This window comes from Sphingopyxis jiangsuensis, from assembly GCF_016734905.1.
Taxonomy (GTDB): domain Bacteria; phylum Pseudomonadota; class Alphaproteobacteria; order Sphingomonadales; family Sphingomonadaceae; genus Sphingopyxis; species Sphingopyxis jiangsuensis.
This window is the reverse complement of record NZ_JAERPO010000001.1, coordinates 106052-124840: the sequence shown is the minus strand read 5'-3', so window position 1 is coordinate 124840 and position 18789 is coordinate 106052. Positions and strand designations below refer to the sequence as shown.

Genomic DNA, 18789 nt, shown 5'->3' with positions numbered 1-18789 from the left:
TGCATGGATGCTGGCTGGCACAACAGTGCATCCCCGGACGATAGTAGGACAAATAATGCCCCGATTTTTTTCCGCCCCAACCGCGTTCGCCGCGCTGTTGTCGCTTGCCGCATGCAGCCCCGAAAGCGACGATCCGAACACCGCCATCCCCGACGTCGATGTCCCCGAACTGTCGCTTTCGACGTTGCAGGACGTCACCCGGCAGCTATCGTCCGACGAATTCGAAGGCCGTTCACCCGGTACCGCGGGCGAGGAAAAGACCGTCGCGCTGCTGATCGAGAAGTTCAAGGAGGCGGGGCTTCAGCCCGGAAACAATGGCAGCTGGACGCAGGACGTTCCGCTTGTCGAGATAACCGCGGTCAATCCGACCCCCCTCACCTTTTCCGGCGGCGCCGCGCCGATGACGCTGCAATATGGCGCCGACTATGTCGCGGGCAGCTATCGCGTCCAACCCAGCATTTCGGTCAAGGACAGCGACGTCGTTTTTGTCGGCTATGGCATCAACGCCCCCGAAAAGGGCTGGAACGACTATGCCGGTATCGATGTAAAAGGAAAGACGGTCGTCATCCTCGTCAACGATCCCGACTGGCAGACGCCCGAGGCGCAAGGCGAATTCAACGGCCGCGCGATGACCTATTATGGTCGATGGACCTACAAATATGAAGAAGCGGCGCGGCAGGGCGCGGCGGCGGCGCTGATCGTCCACGACACCGAGCCCGCCGCCTATGGCTGGAACGTCGTCGAATCGAGCTGGACGGGCACGCAATATCTGGCCGACAGCACCAATGGCGGCGCCGACCAGACCGCGGCGAACGGCTGGATCCAGCTCGAAAAGGCGAAGCAGCTCTTTGCGGGCGCGAGCAAGGATTTCGACGCGCTGCGCGAAGCCGCAAAGAAAAAGGGCTTCAAGGCGGTGCCGCTGTCCGGCGTCAAGGCGTCGTTCGGCTTCGACAACCGCATCGCCAAGAAAATGTCGCGCAACGTCATCGGCGTGCTTCCGGGTGCGAAACGGCCCGACGAATATGTGCTCTACACCGCGCACTGGGATCACCTCGGTCGCTGCACGCCCGTCGACGGCGACGACATCTGCAACGGCGCGGTCGACAATGCGACCGGCACCGCGGCGCTCGTGACGCTCGCACAGGCGTTCAAGGCGGCGGGTGCGCCCGACCGCAGCCTGGTCTTCCTTGCCGTCACTGCGGAGGAATCGGGACTGCTCGGGTCGAAATTTTATGCCGACAACCCCGTTTTCCCGCTCGGCCAGACCGTTGCGGGCGTCAATATGGACGCACTCAACCCCGTCGGCCCGACGCGCGACATCGTCGTTGTCGGCCGCGGCAAGTCGCAGCTCGACGCCTATCTCGAAAAGGCCGCGCTCACCGACGAGCGGACCGTCGTCGACGAGCCGACGCCCGAAAAGGGCTTCTATTATCGTTCCGATCATTTCAGCTTTGCCAAGCGCGGCGTCCCGATGATCTACTTCGAAAGCGGCGAGGATCTAGTCGATGGCGGGGTCGAAGCGGGCAAGAAGGCCGCCGAGGACTATGTCGAAAAGCGCTATCATGCGCCAGGCGACGAATTTGAGGCGATCACCAACTGGGACGGCATGATGGCCGACCTGCGCCTCTATTATGCCGTCGGACGGATGCTGGCGATGACGAGCGCCTGGCCGAACTGGAACGAGGGCGACGAATTCCGCGCCGCCCGCGACAAGTCGCGCAGCGCCTCCTGACGCAGAAGAAATCCCGCAGCGGCCGACCCGCGCCAGCCGCTTCGCCGAGCATTGCGCCCGCCCCTTTTCTGACATAGCTTCCCGCCGGGCGCGGGTCGGCGCGCATCGCCAGCAGGCGAGCCGCCGAGAGGGGGAAGCGCAATGTCAGACCAAATTGAATCGACCGGCCCGCTGCGGCCGGTCGCCCAGACCGACCGTATCGACTCGCTCGACATCCTGAGGGGGATCGCCGTCCTCGGCATCCTGCTGATGAACATCGTGGGCTTTGCGCTTTTGCCGCAAGCCTATGGCAATCCGTTCGCCGACGGCGGCGCGACCGGTCCCAACCGCGACGTTTTCGTCGCGATGACCGTCGGGTTCGAAGGCACGATGCGCGGCATTTTCTCGATCCTGTTCGGCGCGAGCATCGTCCTGCTCACCGAACGCATGGAACGCGCGGGAGCAGGTCTTGCAACCGCCGAAATCTATTTCCGGCGCACGCTGTGGCTGCTGCTGTTCGGCATCATCCACTGGACGCTGATGCTGTGGTTCGGCGAGATATTGTTCGGATATGCGATGTGCGGCCTCGTGCTATTCTCGTTCCGCAAGCTTGCGCCGCGCTGGCTGTTGCTGATCGCGGCGCCGCTGCTCCTCTTCGCATCGTTCGACCAGTACCAAACCTATCACAGCACGATGGCGCAGCAGGCGGCGGCAAGCGAAGCCGAAACCGCAAAGGCGGCCGGTGCCAGCCTGACCGGCGAACAGGAGCGCGCGATCGAAGCTTGGCAGGAGCAACTCGGTCACGTGATACCAAACGACGAAATGGCCGACCATGTGCGCGCAACGCACAGCGGGTCGTGGTGGAATGCCGTGACGAGCCAGTTCGATTTTTCCTACACATTCCAATGGACCGACGCACCCTATTGGTATTTCACCGACATGATCCCCTTCATGTTGATCGGAATGGCGCTGCTCAAGCTCGGCGTGCTGCCCGCGGCGCTGCCAGCGCGGACCTATGCCGCGATGATCGCGCTCGGTTACGGCATCGGCATCCCGCTCGGCATCTATGAAACGGGGCTGTTGTTCGACGGCGGTTTCAGCCCCGTTGCGGTCGCCAAGGCCAACATGACCTATCAGATCAGCCGCCTCGCGATGGTCACGGGTCATCTGGGCCTGGTACTGCTGGTCGTCAGGACGGGCCTGTTGCGCGCGCCGATGCGCGTACTCGCCGCAACCGGGCAGATGGCGCTCAGCAATTATCTGGCGCAGACGATCATCTGCGTGGCGCTTTTCTATGGCTTCGGCTTCGGGCTTTTCGGCCGGTTCGAGCGTATCGAGCTTTACATGATTGTCGCGGCAATCTGGGCCGCCGAACTGATCTGGAGTCCGCTGTGGCTCGCGCGCTTCCGTTTCGGCCCGTTCGAGTGGCTGTGGCGCACGCTGACCTATTGGCGGGTGCAACCCTTCAGGCGCTGACCGGGGTTGCTCCCCGCGTCGGATTGTCGCATGCGCGGCGCCGAAGCGCCGGCACATTGCCGGCGATGCCAAACGCCGAGGGAAGATCGCCATGTCGCTCCGCATGCCCGCCGAATGGGCGCCGCACGAAGCCGTGTGGATCGGCTTTCCGCACCTCGACGACGAATGGAGCGGGCATATCGACGCGGCGCGGCGCGACGTCGCCGCCTTTGCCAATACCGTCCACGACGGCGGCCGCGGCGAGACGGTGCGGCTCGTCGTCAATGATATGGCGCAGCGCGACCTTGCCGCCGCGCTCGTCGATCCCGGGGTCGAATTGCTCGTCCAGCCGCTCGGTGACATCTGGCTGCGCGATACGGGGCCCATCGTCGCGGGCTCCGGCGCGGCGCGGCGCGCACAGGACTTCCGCTTCAACTGGTGGGGCGAGAAATTCGTGATGCCCGGCGACCGCGAGGTCGGCGCGGCGCTCGCGGCTTCGAGCGGGCTTCCGGTCGACGTGCGCGACTGGGTGCTCGAGGGTGGAGGTATCGACGTCGACGGCACGGGGCTGTGCGTGACGACGGAGGAGTGTCTGCTCAACCCCAATCGCAATCCGGCGCTTTCGCGCGCCGATATCGAGGCACGGCTGCGCGAAGCCCTCGGCATCGACCGGACATTGTGGCTGGGCAACGGCCTGATCGGTGATCACACCGACGGGCATGTCGACAATCTCGCGCGCTTCGTCGGCGAGGGCCGGCTCGCGCTGCCCGTCCCCGCAGGCGATGACGACCCCAATTCCGCCATCTATGCCGACGCACGCGTGCGCGCCGAAGCCTTTGGCGGGATCACAATCGTCGATCTCCCCTCGCCCGGCCGTGTCGAGGTCGATGGCGAGCTGGCCGCGGCGAGCTATTTGAACTTCTACATCGGCAACAGCGTCGTCGTCGTGCCGACCTATGGCGTCCCGAACGATATCGCGGCCATCGACGCACTCGCCGCGCTCTTCCCCGATCGCCGCGCGGTGGGTGTTCCCGCGCGCGGCATCATCGCGGGCGGCGGCAGCTTTCACTGTTCGAGCCAGCAGCTGCCATGCTGACCGCCAGCTTCATCGCGCGCGCGCTGCTGTCGGGACTGATCATCGCGGCGATCGCGTGGATCGGCCGGCGCAATGCCGCGGCTGCCGCGCTCGTCGCCTCGCTGCCGCTGGTCTCATTGCTCGGCATCATCTGGCTCTGGCACGACACGGGCGACCGGATCCGCCTCGCCGACCATATGCAGGCGACCTTCTGGTATGTGCTGCCCAGCCTGCCGATGTTCCTCGTCACGCCGCTGTTGCTGCGCAGCGGGGTCAGTTTCTGGGTCGCGCTGGCTGCGGGTTGCGCGCTGACCGTCGCACTCTATCTTCTGACCATTCCCCTCGCCGCCAAGTTCGGCATCAGATTGTAAGCCCTGCCCCATGACCCGCACCATCACCGTCGCCGCGCTCCAGTTGCCCCTACCCGGCCCCGTCGCGCCCAATATCGAGGCCGTGACGGCACTCGTCGAGGAAGCGGCGGCCAAGGGCGCGCAGATCGTTCTGCCGCCCGAACTCTTTGAAGGCCCCTATTTCTGCCAGGTCGAGGACGAGGCGCTGTTCGCGAACGCGCGTCCGACCGCCGATCACCCCAGCGTCGTCGCGATGCAGGCGCTCGCCGCGAAGCTGAAGATCGCGATCCCGACGAGCTATTTCGAGAAAGACGGGCCGCACTATTATAACACGCTCGCGATGATCGGCCCCGACGGCGCGATCATGGGGACGTATCGCAAGAGCCATATTCCCGACGGCCCCGGATATGAGGAAAAATATTATTTCCGCCCCGGCAACACGGGCTTCAAGGTGTGGGACGTCTTCGGCACGCGCATCGGCGTCGGCGTTTGCTGGGATCAATGGTATCCCGAATGCGCGCGCGCGATGGCGTTGATGGGTGCCGAGCTGCTGTTCTATCCGACCGCGATCGGGTCCGAACCCTATGACGCCGACCTCGACACGAGCCGCATGTGGCGCCGCGCGATGCAGGGGCATTCGGTGTCGAACTGCATGCCGGTCATCGCCGCCAATCGGATTGGACCAGAGGGCGACGCCAATTTCTATGGCCACAGCTTCATCAGCGATGAATGGGGAGATTTGGCGCAGGCGTTCGGCGCAAGCGAAACCGGCGTGCTCGTCGAAACGATTGACCTCGACCGGGCGGCGAAACATCGCGCCGGCATGGGCTTTTTCCGCGACCGAAGGCCGCTGCTTTACGGACGGCTGGTCGAAGATATCTGACGGCGAAGCGCGAAACAGGCCACCTTCATCGGCTCCGCGGTAATCGGCCTTTAACCTTGTTGCCCCATTCTCTGACAATGTTTGCGCCTCGCTCGATCACTGTCTTCAAGGGCATTTCGCGACTAGCCTATTCGACCCTCCGCATCAGCAGGCTGCAGGCGTGGGCACTGGTCGCCTTGCTCACGGCCTTCGCGGCTGTCGGCGACCTCGTCTCGGGCAAGGATATCTGGTTCGGGCCGGTTTACCTCTTTGTGTTGTGCGTCGCGACTTGGCTTCTCGGCTGGGCTGTCGGACATGGGGTCGGCATATTCTGCATGATCCTGACCTTCATCATCAACGGGGCCTCGCTATACCCCTATGCGACCTCGGCCTTTTCGCTCGACCTGGTGATGCGTTTCGTGGCGATGTCGATCATCCTGTCGGCGATTGCGGCCGTGCGCGGCGCCTATATGCGCGAATGGTGGCTGGCACGTATCGATTCGATGACCGGCGCGCTCAACCGGCAGGCATTTTTCGAATTCGGCGAACTCATGTGCGACGTCGGCAGCTGGCGCGTGATGCTGTTTGCCGACCTCGACGGATTCAAGGCGATCAACGATGGCGAAGGCCACGCGGTCGGCGACCAATGCCTCAAGGATTTTGCGCGCTCCATCCGGGCTTCGATCCGCAAGGCCGACATTTTCGCCCGGATGGGCGGTGACGAATTCGTGATTTTCATGTCAGTGAAGGGCAAGGCGACCGGGCCCGCAGTCGCCGAGCGCTTGCACCGCGTCATGAACTCGGTCCCGTCCCCTGCGCAGCGCGATCTTCGTTCCAGTGTCGGAGCGCTCATCATCCCACCGGGGAGAGCCTCGCTCGACGACCTTGTCAGACAGGCCGATGACCTCATGTACAGCGCCAAGGCGATAGGCGCGGGCCTGCGCATCGGCGACGCCCATACGACGGCATCGACCACGTCGAAAGCACGGGCCCGCGCCGCGCCGCGTCCTACCATATTGTTCGACGCGCCAACGCCCAGTTTTACGTACGAGCGGCGCGCATCCCCGCTGCCGTAAGGCTGGAGGCACTATTCGGGGACCACTGGCACCGCCCCGTCCTCCGCATCCCTAGCCTTCAAAGCGCCGGATGCTTTCGAGGTCGGCGCGTTCGAGCGGCTGCGTGAGCCAGACGCCGCCGCGCGTGCCACGCGACCAGCGGACGATTGCCTTGCGGCGAAGGCCGCCGGCAAGCACCAGCTCGATTTCCTTGCCGACCTCCAGATGTCCGGTGTGGACGAAGCCCGCACCGCTCTGCGACAGGTCGACCAGCTCGATGTCGCTCGTCACATTTTCGGTGATGACCTGCGCCTTGGTGTGGACCGGGAGGCGCGGCTGGCGATAGCCGCTCGCGCGCTGCTCCGCCGCAAGGCGCTTGAGCACGTCGGCGACATCGACCTCCTCGTCGAACTCGACGCCGCAGCGCCCCTCGTCGGCCCAAACGACGCGGCCGTTCACGACAACGGTGTCTGAAAGCGCCACTTCGAGCTTTTCGCCGACCGCCACAGGCACATCTGCTGCGAGCATCATCCCGCGGTCGGACATGTTGCGAACGCGCCAAAGGCCCGAATCGCCATCGCGCACAACCTTGGCGATGCGCCAGACAGTTCGATAACGATCGGCACCGCGCCGGTCGGTATCCGAGCCCGAGATCGGCTCATTCATACGAAGCGGAGGGAGCGGTTTTTTCACGCTGTCCTCTTTTGGTTGCGCTCCGGGTATGTGGGAATAGCTCATGGTCTATACAGTTCCGCCCAAAAATGCCACGTCAACATATCGAGGTTTCGGTAAATGCTCAAAGCAACATTTTGTTTTAGTTAACAGAAAGCTGGTCCATGGCCTCCATCAATGTCGACTATGCAACCTGAGTATGAACAAATTTCTCCGTAAGCGCCAATTAACGGTGCCATATTTGCAGCATTGACCTGTTGGACCAAGCGAGCGGCTATTGCGAAGGGCGTTTGGGGCGCGCGCGAACGCGATGCTGAACGCGGCAGAGGACATCAAGCGAGGGTCGGAATGGAAGTGGTGCCCCTGGCCGGACTCGAACCAGCACTCCTTGCGGAACTCGATTTTGAGTCGAGCGCGTCTACCAATTTCACCACAGGGGCATGCACGCGGGTCGCGGTGCGGCGCACTCCCTAAGGCGAAGCGCCGCCGCTTGCCAAGCTATTTCTTCAGCTCTTTCGCCAGCGTCTTGGCGGTCGCCTTGCCATAGGGCGGCTTGAAACCTGCGAGCCCCGCTACGTCGAGCTTGGGCTGGCGATAGACGGCGCGCGCGTGGCTGAACGTTCGAAAGCCGTCGACGCCGTGATAATTGCCCATCCCCGACGGGCCGACGCCGCCAAAGGGCAGATCCTCCATCGCATTGTGGAACAGCACGTCGTTGACCGTGACGCCGCCCGAGATGGTGCGCGTCAGTACGCGCTCCTCCTCGCTCTTGTCCTGCCCGAAATAATAAAGGCCGAGCGGGCGGTCGCGTTCGTTCACATAGTCGATCGCCTCGTCGATCGTCCTGTAGGTCTTCACCGGCAGGATCGGCCCGAAGATTTCCTCCTGCATCACCTTCATCTCGTCAGTGACGTTGCGGACGATGTGGAGCGGCATCTTGTGGCCGTTGGCGCTCGCGAAATCCTCCTTCGCCGGGTTGATCTCGATCACCTCGGCCCCCTTGTCGCGCGCGTCGGCGAGGTAGGATTGCAGCCGGTCGTAATTGCGCCCGTTGACCACCGAGGTATAATCGTCGTTCGCGAGCAATGTCGGGTAAAGCGCCGCCGCGCCCTTCGTCACGCCATCGATCACCTCGCCTTCCTGATCGTCCGGGACGAGCAGATAGTCGGGGGCGAGGCATATCTGCCCCGCGTTCATCATCTTGCCGAGCGCGACGCGCTGACCCACCTGTTCCTTGTTCGCGCTGCGCCCGATGAAAGTCGGCGACTTGCCGCCAAGCTCGAGCGTCACCGGCACCAGATTATCGGCGGCGGCGCGCATGATGTGGCGCCCGACGCTCGTCGCGCCGGTGAAGATCAGATGGTCGAAGGCGAGCTTCGAAAATGCGATCCCGACCTCGGCATCGCCAGTGAACACCGCCATTTCGCTTTCGTCGAAATAATCGGGGACGAGCCGCGCCATCAGCGCAGAGACATTTTCGGTGAACTCGCTCGGCTTGATCATCGCACGGTTGCCCGCCGCAAGGATCCCGGCCATCGGCACGAACACCATGCCGACGGGGAAATTCCACGGCGCGACGACGCCGACGACGCCCTTGGGTTGATAGACGACCTCGGCCTTTGCGCCGAGCAGGCCGAGCGGAAAGGTCGGCTTGCGCTTCTCCCCCTTCGCCCAGCTCGCCAAGTGCTTTTTCGCATGTTTGAGCGCGCTCACCGACGGCATGATGTCGGTCATCAGCGTCTGTTCGCGGCTGCGGTGTCCGAAATCCTCGCTCACCGCCTTGGCAAAATCCTCGGCACGGTCGACGAGCATCGCGATCGCACGGTCGATGCGATCGGTGCGCACGGCGAGGCTTTCGGGCATCGCGGCGGTAAAGCTCCGGCGCTGGACCGCGAGGATGCGGTGCATCCGTTCGGTTTCGCCATCGATGTCGATTGCCACGCTCGCCATTGCCCTTCTCCCGTCTTTCATTCCGTTTGACCATGCTGGCGGGCCGGTTGCAAGTTGAAACCCGCTTCCCCATCTGGGCTGTCACGAAGCGGCATGGGTGTTCGCTGAAATCCTATGCCCCTTTCGCAAGTGCAGCAATTCCGCTAATCGGGCGACCGATCATTTCTACGTCACGGAGTCTCCAGTCATGACCGCCACCGATCCCGTCGTTTTTCTGTCCTATGCGCGCACCCCGATGGGCGCGATGCAGGGTTCGCTTTCCGACGCCAGCGCGACCGATCTCGGCGCGACCGCGGTCAAGGCGGCGGTCGAGCGCGCGGGCGTGTCGGGCGACGATGTCGAACGCATCTATATGGGCTGCGTCCTGCCCGCCGGGCTGGGTCAGGCGCCCGCGCGTCAGGCGGCGATCAAGGCCGGCCTGCCCAAGTCGGTGCAGGCGACCACGGTCAACAAGGTCTGCGGATCGGGCATGCAGACCGTCATCATGGGCGCCGAAGCGCTCGCCGCGGGCAGCGTCGACCTGATCGTCGCGGGCGGCATGGAATCGATGACGAACGCGCCCTATCTGCTCAAGAAGCACCGTTCGGGCGCGCGCATCGGTCATGACACGGCCTATGACCATATGTTCCTCGACGGGCTCGAGGACGCCTATGACGCAGGCCGCGCGATGGGCACTTTCGCGCAGGACACCGCCGACGCCTATCAGCTCTCGCGTCAGGCGCAGGACGATTACACGCTCGAATCGCTGAGCCGCGCCAAGGGTGCGATCGCCGACGGCGCCTTCGCCGCCGAAATTGCGCCGGTGACGATTTCGGGTCGCAAGGGCGACGTGATCGTCGACACCGACGAGGCACCGGGCAAGGCGATGCCCGACAAGATCCCGACGCTGCGCCCGGCCTTTGCCAAGGACGGCACGATCACGGCCGCGACCAGCTCGTCGATTTCGGACGGTGCCGCCGCAGTCGTGCTGACGCGCCAGTCGGTCGCCGAGGCCAAGGGCGCGAAGCCCGTCGCGCGCCTCGTCGCGCATGCCGCGCACGCGCAGGAGCCCAAGGATTTCACCGTCGCCCCCGTCGGCGCGATCAACAAGCTGCTCGCCAAGACCGGCTGGAGCATCGGTGATGTCGACCTGTTCGAGGTCAACGAGGCCTTTGCCTGCGTCGCGATGTTCGCGATGCACGACCTCGGCATCCCGCACGAAAAGATCAATGTCCACGGCGGCGCAACCGCGCTCGGCCATCCGATCGGCGCGAGCGGCACGCGCATCATCACGACGCTGATCGCCGCGCTCCAGCGCCACGGCAAAAAGCGCGGCATCGCGAGCCTGTGCATCGGCGGCGGCGAAGCGACCGCGGTTGCGGTCGAGCTGGTATAAGGCGGAACCGGGCTAGACCGAACCACCGACTTCCCTGTCTTGTCATCCCGGCGAAGGCCGGGATGACGTTGCAGCGCCGAATGATCGCGCGCCAATGAATGTGTCGTCGCCGCGACAATTTGCGACACTAATGTCTTCAAAATAAACGCAGCGTTCCGAATCCGTTCAAATCGCCGCGCCTAATCCTTTCGCTGTCATCGGGCAGATCCCCTCCCCCCTGACGGAATGAAAGGAATGGCAAATGAAGAAGACCAATTTTCTCGCCGCCGGCCTGATCGCCGCGATGATGGTGCCCGCCGTCGCGCAGGCCCAGACCCGCGAAATCCGCGAAGACCGCCGCGAAGTCCGCGAGGAGCGGCGCGAATATAATCAGGCGCTGCGCCACGGCGACCGCCATGACATTCGCGAGGAACGCCGCGAATATAACGACGCGCGCCGCGACCTGCGCGAAAGCAAGCGCGACTGGCGCCGCGACCATCGCTATCAGAACTATCGTGCGCCCTTCCGATATCAGCAGTTCCGCGTCGGCGCGACGCTGCGGCCGAGCTATTACGCCCCCGCCTATCGGATCGGCTACGACCGCCGCTGGGGCGTTCCGCAGGCCGGACGCAACCTGGTCTATGTCCGGCATTACAACGACCTGCTGCTGGTGAACGTCCGCAACGGCAAGGTCGTCCGCGTCTATCACAACCACTTCCGCTGGCGCTGAATCAGCTGGCAAAAAGGGGCCGGGCGGGAAACCGCCCGGCCCTTTTGCATCTGCGGACGGGGGTGTTGAGATCGAGAGCCGTCGTTGCAACCGCCCCCCGACCCGGAAAAAGCGGTGCTGATCGCTTGCCTTTCGCGCCCGGCGTTGCTTCGGTTGCACAGATGACAAACCGCCCGACTCACCTCGACGACAGCGGCGCCGCGCATATGGTCGATGTCGGTGCCAAACCCGTAACGCAGCGTCGCGCGGTGGCCGGGGGGCGCATCGCCATGGCGCCCGCGGCGCTCGAAGCGATCCGCAACGGCAACGCGCCCAAGGGCGACGTCCTCTCGACAGCGCGGATCGCAGGGATCATGGCTGCAAAGCGCACCGCCGACCTCATTCCGCTCTGCCACCCGCTTGCGCTCAGCAGCGTCAGCATCGATTTCGATTGGGAGGCAGACGGCCTTTCGGTGCGCGCGACCGCAACGACCAGCGGACCGACCGGGGTCGAGATGGAAGCGCTCACCGCCGCTTCGGTCGCACTCCTCACGCTTTACGACATGGCGAAGGCGCTCGACCGGGCGATGGTGGTCAGCGATATCCGCCTTCTCGAAAAGAGCGGCGGCCGTTCGGGCGACTGGCGCGCCGAATGAACGCGCTGCTCGCCGTCGAAACCGCCCAAGCCCGGCTTTTCGCGCTGCAGGCGCCACGTCCGTACGAAGAAATATCTATATTCGAGCTATTTGGACGCTATCTTTCACAAGACGTGATAGCGAAACGCAGCCAGCCCGCAGCGCCCTTGTCGGCGATGGACGGCTATGCAATCCGCTTTAACGACTTGCCCGGTCCGTGGCGCATCGTCGGCGAGGTGGCGGCAGGTTCGGTGCCGCCGCGCGCTCTCGCCGCGGGCGAGGCCTTCCGCATCTTTACCGGCGCGATGGTGCCAGCGGGCGCCGACACCGTCGTCGTGCAGGAGGATGTTGCGGTCGATGGCTCGACCCTGACACTCACCGGCGAAGGCCCCGGGGCGCGCGGGCGCCATATCCGCGCAGCCGGGGGAGACTTCAGCACGGGCGACCTCCTCCTAGAAGCAGGGTCGCTGCTCACCCCCGGCGCGATTGCGGCGGCGATTATGGGCGGCGCGGCGCGGGTTGCGGTCGGCTCGCTGCCACGCGTCGCCATCCTCACCACCGGCGACGAGCTTGTCGCACCGGGCGCACCGCCAGCACCGGGGCAGATCCCCGACAGCAATGGCGCGATGCTCGCCGCGATGCTCGCGCACCAGCCCGCCCGGCTCGGAGATATTTGCCATATCGGCGACGATCGCGCCTCAATGTCACAGCTAATCAAGGATTTGGCGCGACGTCACGACGTCATCGTGACCGTCGGGGGCGCCTCGGTCGGCGACCATGACCATGTGCGCGGCGCGCTTGCCGACGCGGACGGACGACTCGACTTCTGGAAGATCGCGATGCGCCCCGGCAAGCCGCTGATCGCCGGGACGGTCGGCGACGCAGTACTCCTCGGCCTGCCCGGCAACCCATCGTCGGCCTTCGTGACCGCGACGCTATTCCTGCTGCCGCTCCTCCGCCACCTCGCGGGCGCCGGCGATCCGCTGCCGCGCATTGAGTATGCGCCGCTCGGCGCGCCGCTCGGCCCCGGTGGCGCGCGGCGCGACTATCTGCGCGCGCGGCGCGTCGGCGGTGCGATTGTGCCGCTCGACAGTCAGGACAGCGGACAGACGATGCCGCTCGCCAACGCCGATGCCCTGCTCGTTCGCGAGATCGATGCAGCTGCGGCCGAGGTGGGTGCCCCCGCCGCCTATATCGCGATCGCTTGACAAGTTCCGCTCTGTTCCACTATCGTTCCCCTTATGTCCGGTAATGGCCATTTGGAGAACGACCGATGTTGACCGCGAAGCAGCATGAACTGCTCCACTTCATCCAGGAGCGCCTCGACGCGAGCGGCATTTCGCCGTCGTTCGAGGAGATGAAGGAAGCGCTGGGCCTCAAGTCGAAATCGGGAATCCACCGGCTGATAAGCGCGTTGGAAGAAAGGGGTTTTCTTCGTCGCCTCCCCAACCGCGCCCGCGCGCTGGAGGTGCTGAAACTGCCCGAAGGCGCGAAGGCCGCGCCGGCACGCGACAATGTCGTTCCGCTGCGCAAACCTGCACCTGCCCTCAAGCCGATTGCCGCGAACGACATCATCGAAGTGCCGCTGCACGGCAAGATCGCCGCCGGCGTCCCGATCGAGGCGTTCGAGGATCACAACAATCTCGCCGTTCCCGCCGCGCTGCTCGGCGCGGGAGAACATTATGCGCTCGAGGTGTCGGGCGATTCGATGGTCGAGGCGGGGATTTTCGACGGCGACTATGCGCTGATCCAGAAGGCCAGCACCGCGCGCGAGGGCGACATCGTCGTCGCGCTGGTCGACGGGCAGGACGCGACGCTCAAATATTTCCGCCGCGAAGGCACGATGATCCGGCTCGACCCCGCGAACAGCGCCTATGAGCCGCAGCGCTATCCCGCCGAGCGCGTCATCGTGCAGGGCCGTCTGTCGGGACTGCTTCGTCGTTACCACTGAGCTGATGCGGGATGCGCCAAGGGTGGCGGTCGCCGGGGCGTAGCGCCGTCGCGACGCGCGGCTCGGCGCCGAGGTAGATTGCGAGGCCGCCGCTCGTCTCCAGACTGTCGCGGTCGATCGTCAGCCAGCGCGCGACGCACTCGCGCGGCAACCAGCGCTCGCTGATCACGACATCGGCGACCGCGCACGCCGCCGCCATCTCTGCTCCCTCGATTCGGTCGCGCCCGCGCGAGGCGAGGATCGTACGCCGCCCCGCGCCCTCGCCGCCCTGCTCCCAACGGCAGAAGTCGCGGTTGCACGTCGCAGCGTCATTGTCGGCGATTGCGGCAAAGGGCAGGTCATAGCCCGCCGCCTCCGACAGGCTGTCGCGGACATACTCGCCCGCACGGTCGCGCAGCAGCGCATAACCGCCGTTCGGCATCGCCGCCGCTATGTGCCGCCCGTCGCCGGTGACGAGGAGATCGGGCCGCGGCTGCATCAGCAAGACAGCCATCCCGGTCAATGCGACGGGGACGCCCGCCCAGCGCCAACCCGTGCGCCACAGGAGCACCCATAGCCCGCCGACGATGGTGACGCCGAACCCCCACGGCGGAAACACCGGCAAGGTTGCGACCGCGCCCGGTGCGTCGGCGACGGCGTGAGCCAGCGCGATCAGCCCCCGCAGCGCATGGTCGGCGACCCACCAGAAGGGCGCTCCCGCCCCGACACTGTCGAACAGCAAGGCGAGCGCCTCGGCGGGCATGATGACAAAGGTCGTCAACGGGATCGCGATAACATTGGCGAGCGCGCCATACAGGCCCGCCTTGTGGAAATGAAAAAGCGCGATCGGTGCGAGCGTCGCCTCGACGATCAGCCCCGTCAGCAGCAGCCCCACCACGCCGCGACCGAAGCGCGAAACCCATGGTTCTTCGCGACGTGCAAGGAACGCCTGTACGCGGCGGTTCTCGTGGAGCGCGATGATCGCCGTCACCGCAGCGAAACTCAGCTGAAAGCTGGGCCCCGCGAGCGCCTCGGGCCGCCACAGCAACACGAGCAGCGCCCCCGCCGCGACGAGCCGCAAGGTAATCGCCTCCCGCCCCAGCAGAAACGCCCCGAGGACGAGCAACGCGGCGATGCACGAGCGGATCGTCGGCACTTCGGCGCCCGTCAGCCAGGTGTACCCCACCCCCGCCAGCGCCGCGCCCGCCGCCGACGCGACCATCACCACCCCGCGAAGCGCCAACCGCTCGCTGAGCGCCAGTAGCCGCATCAGCAACAGCATCGTAAAGCCGACGACCGCGGTGACGTGCAGCCCGCTGATCGACAGCAGGTGGGCAAGCCCGCTGCGTCGCATGGCTTCGGCATCGGCGTCGCTGATCGCGCCGCGATCGCCGCTCACCAGCGCCGCCGCAATCCCACCCGCCGACCCCGGAACCCGGCTTTGCACATGCGCGCTCAGCCGCGCACGCAGCGGAGCGCATCGGGCGCCCGCATCCGGCGCGCGCGCCACGGGACCGAGCACGGTGCCCACCGCCCCGATCCGGTCGAACCACGCACGCTGGGCAAAATCATACCCCCCGGGCAGCGCTGCAACCGGCGGCGGCATCAGCCGCGCCCGCACGCCGATATGCTCGCCCGCAACCAGGCCGGCGCCCTGCTCGGTACGCAGCGTCAGCCGCACGCGCGGGGGCAAATCGGTGCGCGCGTGCGGGCGCACGACAAGGCGCATCTGTCCGCGCGCCGGCAGTGGCTCGACGCGTTCGATCTCCGCCGAAAATTCGGTGGCTACCGGCTGCGCGAGGACCGGCGCCGCGACCCACCAGGCGCGCGTCCAGATCAGCAGCAGCCCCAGCGCAGCAGTCGCCGCCGCGATCGTCACCGCCCGCCCCGCACGCCGATGCCATCCAATTGCATAGCCGCTCAGCGCCACCGCACAGAGGATCAAGAGTGCGCCGGTCCAGTGCATTTCGCCCGGCAGCGCAAACCATGCCGCGATGCCGCCGCCGAGTGCGACCGGAAGCCATAGCGCGACGCGCTCGCGTTCGGCTTCCAGCCGTGCCTCGATCGCATCGAACAGACGAAAAAAAGCGGGAAATCGAAGCGGGCCAAAGGAGGTTTGAAGCTGCCTTGTCGCCATGCTAGGGGCAGCCCCCGATCCCCGTTCCGCCCAATCGGCGCGCGCGGCAAACTGAGTGAAAGAAACCAGCGTGGCAACCGAAAATCCAACCGATCTGGCAGAAGCGACCGGCGCCGACGTCGTGACGCGCTTTGCGCCCTCGCCCACCGGTTTTCTGCACATCGGCGGCGCACGCACCGCGCTGTTCAACTGGCTGTTCGCGCGCCATCACGGCGGTAAGTTCCTGCTGCGGATCGAGGACACCGACCGCGCGCGCTCGACCGAGCCGGCGATCGAGGCGATTCTCGACGGGATGCGCTGGCTCGATCTCGACTGGGACGGCGAAACGGTGTTCCAGTTCGCGCGCGCCGATCGCCACGCGGCAGTCGCGCACGAACTGCTCGCCAAAGGGGCGGCCTATCGCTGCTACCTGACCCAGGACGAACTCGCCGCCATGCGCGCCGAGGCGCAGGAAAAACGCATGCCTTTCCGCGTGCGCAGCCCGTGGCGCGACCGCGACGACGGCGATCCCGCCGCGCCGCACGTCCTTCGCCTCCGCGCGCCGCAGGACGGCGCGGTGACGATACCGGACCGCGTCCAGGGCGACGTCACCGTCCAGAACGCCGAACTCGACGATTTCATCCTGCTGCGGAGCGACGGCACCCCGACCTATATGCTCAGCGTCGTCGTCGACGATAACGACATGGGGGTCACCCACGTCATCCGTGGCGACGATCACCTCAACAACGCGTTTCGCCAGCTCGCGCTGATCCGCGCGATGGAGTGGCGCGAGCCCGTCTATGCGCATGTGCCGCTGATTCACGGCGCCGACGGCGCGAAACTGTCGAAACGGCACGGGGCGCTCGGCGTCGACGCCTATCGCGACGACATGGGCTATCTGCCCGAAGCGGTGAACAATTATCTCCTCCGCCTCGGCTGGGGGCATGGCGATGCCGAAATCATCAGCCGCGAACAGGCGGTCGAATGGTTCGATCTCGACCATGTCGGGCGGTCGCCGTCGCGCTTCGACTTCAAAAAGCTGGAAAATCTCAACGGCCACTATCTGCGCGAAGCCGATAATGACCGCCTTGCCGATCTTGTCGCGCCGCGAGTCGCAAAACGCGTGGACCGCCCGCTCGACGGCGCCGACCGCGATTTGCTCGCGCGGGCGATGGATGCTCTCAAACCGCGCGCCAGGACGCTCGACGAGATCGCCGAAGGCGCCGTCTTCCTGTTCCTTCCCGACCCGTTGAAGATGGACGAGAAGGCGGTCGAGGTGCTAAAGGCAGCGCCGCAAGGACTGCTCGCCGCCACGGCGAAGCGTCTGTGCGAAATTGACGATTGGACAACAGAAGAGCTGGAAGCGGCGGTGCGCGCCGAAGCCGAAGCTGCCGAACTGGGGCTCGGCAAGCTGGCGCAACCCTTGCGCGCTGCGCTGACTGGCCGAACGGTTTCCCCGGGAATTTTCGACGTGCTGCTCCTGCTCGGGCGCGATACCAGCCTCGCGCGACTTGACGCAGCGCAACATTATCCGGCAGGGGCGTAGCCAATCTCTCTCTCGCCGTCATAACAGGGGACAAGAATGACCGACCAGACCGCCACGATCACCCTGGGGGACACCAGCGTCGATAGCCCGGTTCTCAAGGGCAGCGTCGGCCCCGACGTCGTCGACATCCGCAAATTCTACGGCCAGACCGGCGCTTTCACCTATGATCCGGGCTTTACGTCGACCGCCAGCTGCGAATCGAAGCTGACCTATATCGACGGCGACGAAGGCGTGCTGCTCCACCGCGGCTATCCGATTGGCGAACTTGCCGAGCATTCAAGCTTCATGGAGGTCGCCTACCTCCTCCTCAACGGGGAACTCCCCTCGGCCGACGCGCTGGCGCATTTCGACAATACGATCACCCGTCACACGATGCTGCACGAACAGCTCGCGACCTTCTATCGCGGTTTCCGCCGCGACGCCCACCCGATGGCGATCATGTGCGGCGTCGTCGGCGCATTGTCGGCCTTCTACCACGACTCGACCGACATCCAGGACCCGCATCAGCGCATGATCGCGAGCCACCGCTTGATCGCCAAAATGCCGACGATCGCGGCGATGGCATACAAATATTCGGTGGGTCAGCCCTTCATCTATCCGCGCAACGATCTGAGCTACACCGGCAATTTCCTGAACATGACATTTGCCGTTCCGGCCGAAGATTACGAAATTCACCCCGCCGTCGAACGCGCGCTCGACCGCATCTTCATCCTGCACGCCGATCATGAGCAGAATGCCTCGACCTCGACCGTCCGCCTCGCGGGCTCGTCGGGCGCCAATCCCTTTGCGTGCATCGCGGCGGGCATCGCCTGCCTGTGGGGGCCCGCGCATGGCGGCGCCAACGAGGCGGCGCTCAACATGCTGCGCGAAATCGGCCGTCCGGAGCGCATCCCCGAATATATCGCGCGCGCGAAGGACAAGGACGATCCGTTTCGCCTGATGGGCTTCGGCCACCGCGTCTACAAGAATTACGACCCGCGCGCGACCGTGATGCAGAAGACGGTGCGCGAGGTGTTCGCGGCACTCAAGGTCAACGATCCGGTCTTCGAGGTTGCGCTGCAACTCGAAGAAATGGCGCTCAGCGACGATTACTTCGCCGAAAAGAAGCTCTTTCCGAACGTCGATTTCTATTCGGGCGTCATCCTGTCGGCGATCGGTTTCCCGACGACGATGTTCACCGCGCTCTTCGCGCTCGCACGCACCGTCGGCTGGGTCGCGCAGTGGAACGAGATGATCTCGGACCCCGCGCAGAAGATCGGTCGCCCGCGCCAGCTCTACACCGGCCCGACGCAGCGACCTTATGTTCCGGTGGACAAGCGCTAAGCCACGACAAACCAACGATTTGCGAGGGCGGTGCCGGCAACGGCGC

The 18789-nt window shown here is 65.2% G+C and carries 16 protein-coding genes and 1 tRNA gene; 13 read left to right on the top strand and 4 right to left on the bottom strand.

The window, feature by feature from the left end; genetic code table 11:
* Positions 1–55: 55 nt before the first annotated feature.
* The 6 genes from JI743_RS00555 to JI743_RS00530 all read left to right on the top strand — a co-directional run bounded on the left by JI743_RS00555 (position 56) and on the right by JI743_RS00530 (position 6529).
* Positions 56–1732 carry a M28 family metallopeptidase gene (locus JI743_RS00555; RefSeq protein WP_201924908.1) on the top strand — a complete coding sequence of 559 codons (1677 nt, stop codon included), beginning with the start codon at positions 56–58 and terminating at the stop codon, positions 1730–1732.
* A gap of 141 nt (positions 1733–1873) precedes the next feature.
* Positions 1874–3187: a DUF418 domain-containing protein gene (locus JI743_RS00550; RefSeq protein ID WP_201924906.1), complete on the top strand. Its 1314-nt coding sequence runs from the start codon at positions 1874–1876 to the stop codon at positions 3185–3187.
* A 91-nt stretch (positions 3188–3278) separates the two neighbouring features.
* Positions 3279–4262 (top strand): agmatine deiminase family protein, encoded by a 984-nt coding sequence (locus JI743_RS00545; RefSeq protein ID WP_201924904.1) that lies wholly within the window; start codon positions 3279–3281, stop codon positions 4260–4262.
* Positions 4256–4612, top strand: a complete 357-nt coding sequence (locus tag JI743_RS00540) for a DUF3147 family protein (RefSeq protein ID WP_201924902.1) — start codon at positions 4256–4258, stop codon at positions 4610–4612. The genes JI743_RS00545 and JI743_RS00540 overlap by 7 nt, the downstream gene beginning before the upstream one ends.
* 10 nt (positions 4613–4622) lie before the next feature.
* The gene (aguB, locus tag JI743_RS00535) at positions 4623–5474 is read left to right on the top strand and encodes an N-carbamoylputrescine amidase (RefSeq protein ID WP_201924899.1); all 852 of its coding nucleotides are present in this window, start codon (positions 4623–4625) and stop codon (positions 5472–5474) included.
* Between the two features lie 77 nt (positions 5475–5551).
* Positions 5552–6529: a GGDEF domain-containing protein gene (locus tag JI743_RS00530; protein ID WP_201924897.1), complete on the top strand. Its 978-nt coding sequence runs from the start codon at positions 5552–5554 to the stop codon at positions 6527–6529.
* Between the two features lie 51 nt (positions 6530–6580).
* On the opposite strand, the gene JI743_RS00525 is transcribed toward JI743_RS00530, so the two are convergent.
* From JI743_RS00525 to JI743_RS00515, 3 genes are all read right to left on the bottom strand, one after another.
* A complete protein-coding gene (locus tag JI743_RS00525; protein ID WP_227339596.1) occupies positions 6581–7201 on the bottom strand; it encodes a PilZ domain-containing protein in 621 nt (206 codons plus the stop codon).
* Positions 7202–7535: 334 nt separating this feature from the next.
* Positions 7536–7620 (bottom strand) — tRNA-Leu (locus JI743_RS00520).
* Positions 7621–7678: 58 nt separating this feature from the next.
* Positions 7679–9130 (bottom strand): coniferyl aldehyde dehydrogenase, encoded by a 1452-nt coding sequence (locus JI743_RS00515; protein ID WP_236659646.1) that lies wholly within the window; start codon positions 9128–9130, stop codon positions 7679–7681.
* A 187-nt stretch (positions 9131–9317) separates the two neighbouring features.
* On the opposite strand from JI743_RS00515, the gene JI743_RS00510 reads away from it, so the two are divergent.
* The 5 genes from JI743_RS00510 (at position 9318) to lexA (ending at position 13779) form a co-directional block, all read left to right on the top strand.
* A complete protein-coding gene (locus tag JI743_RS00510; protein WP_201924895.1) occupies positions 9318–10505 on the top strand; it encodes an acetyl-CoA C-acyltransferase in 1188 nt (395 codons plus the stop codon).
* Between the two features lie 241 nt (positions 10506–10746).
* Positions 10747–11214: an RcnB family protein gene (locus JI743_RS00505; RefSeq protein ID WP_201924893.1), complete on the top strand. Its 468-nt coding sequence runs from the start codon at positions 10747–10749 to the stop codon at positions 11212–11214.
* Positions 11215–11375: 161 nt separating this feature from the next.
* Positions 11376–11849: a cyclic pyranopterin monophosphate synthase MoaC gene (gene moaC / locus JI743_RS00500; RefSeq protein WP_201924890.1), complete on the top strand. Its 474-nt coding sequence runs from the start codon at positions 11376–11378 to the stop codon at positions 11847–11849.
* A complete protein-coding gene (locus JI743_RS00495) occupies positions 11846–13036 on the top strand; it encodes a molybdopterin molybdotransferase MoeA (protein ID WP_201924888.1) in 1191 nt (396 codons plus the stop codon). The genes moaC and JI743_RS00495 overlap by 4 nt, the downstream gene beginning before the upstream one ends.
* 65 nt (positions 13037–13101) lie before the next feature.
* Positions 13102–13779: a transcriptional repressor LexA gene (gene lexA / locus JI743_RS00490; protein WP_201924886.1), complete on the top strand. Its 678-nt coding sequence runs from the start codon at positions 13102–13104 to the stop codon at positions 13777–13779.
* On the opposite strand, the gene JI743_RS00485 is transcribed toward lexA, so the two are convergent.
* Entirely contained in the window at positions 13733–15895 is a 2163-nt protein-coding gene (locus JI743_RS00485; RefSeq protein WP_201924884.1) for a ComEC/Rec2 family competence protein, read from the bottom strand. The two genes, lexA and JI743_RS00485, sit on opposite strands and share 47 nt — an antisense overlap.
* 70 nt (positions 15896–15965) lie before the next feature.
* Between JI743_RS00485 and gltX the strand changes: the two genes are divergently transcribed.
* The gene (gltX, locus tag JI743_RS00480) at positions 15966–17420 is read left to right on the top strand and encodes a glutamate--tRNA ligase (protein WP_201924883.1); all 1455 of its coding nucleotides are present in this window, start codon (positions 15966–15968) and stop codon (positions 17418–17420) included.
* Positions 17421–17456: 36 nt separating this feature from the next.
* The gene (locus tag JI743_RS00475) at positions 17457–18743 is read left to right on the top strand and encodes a citrate synthase (RefSeq protein WP_201924881.1); all 1287 of its coding nucleotides are present in this window, start codon (positions 17457–17459) and stop codon (positions 18741–18743) included.
* The last annotated feature ends 46 nt before the right edge of the window (positions 18744–18789 follow it).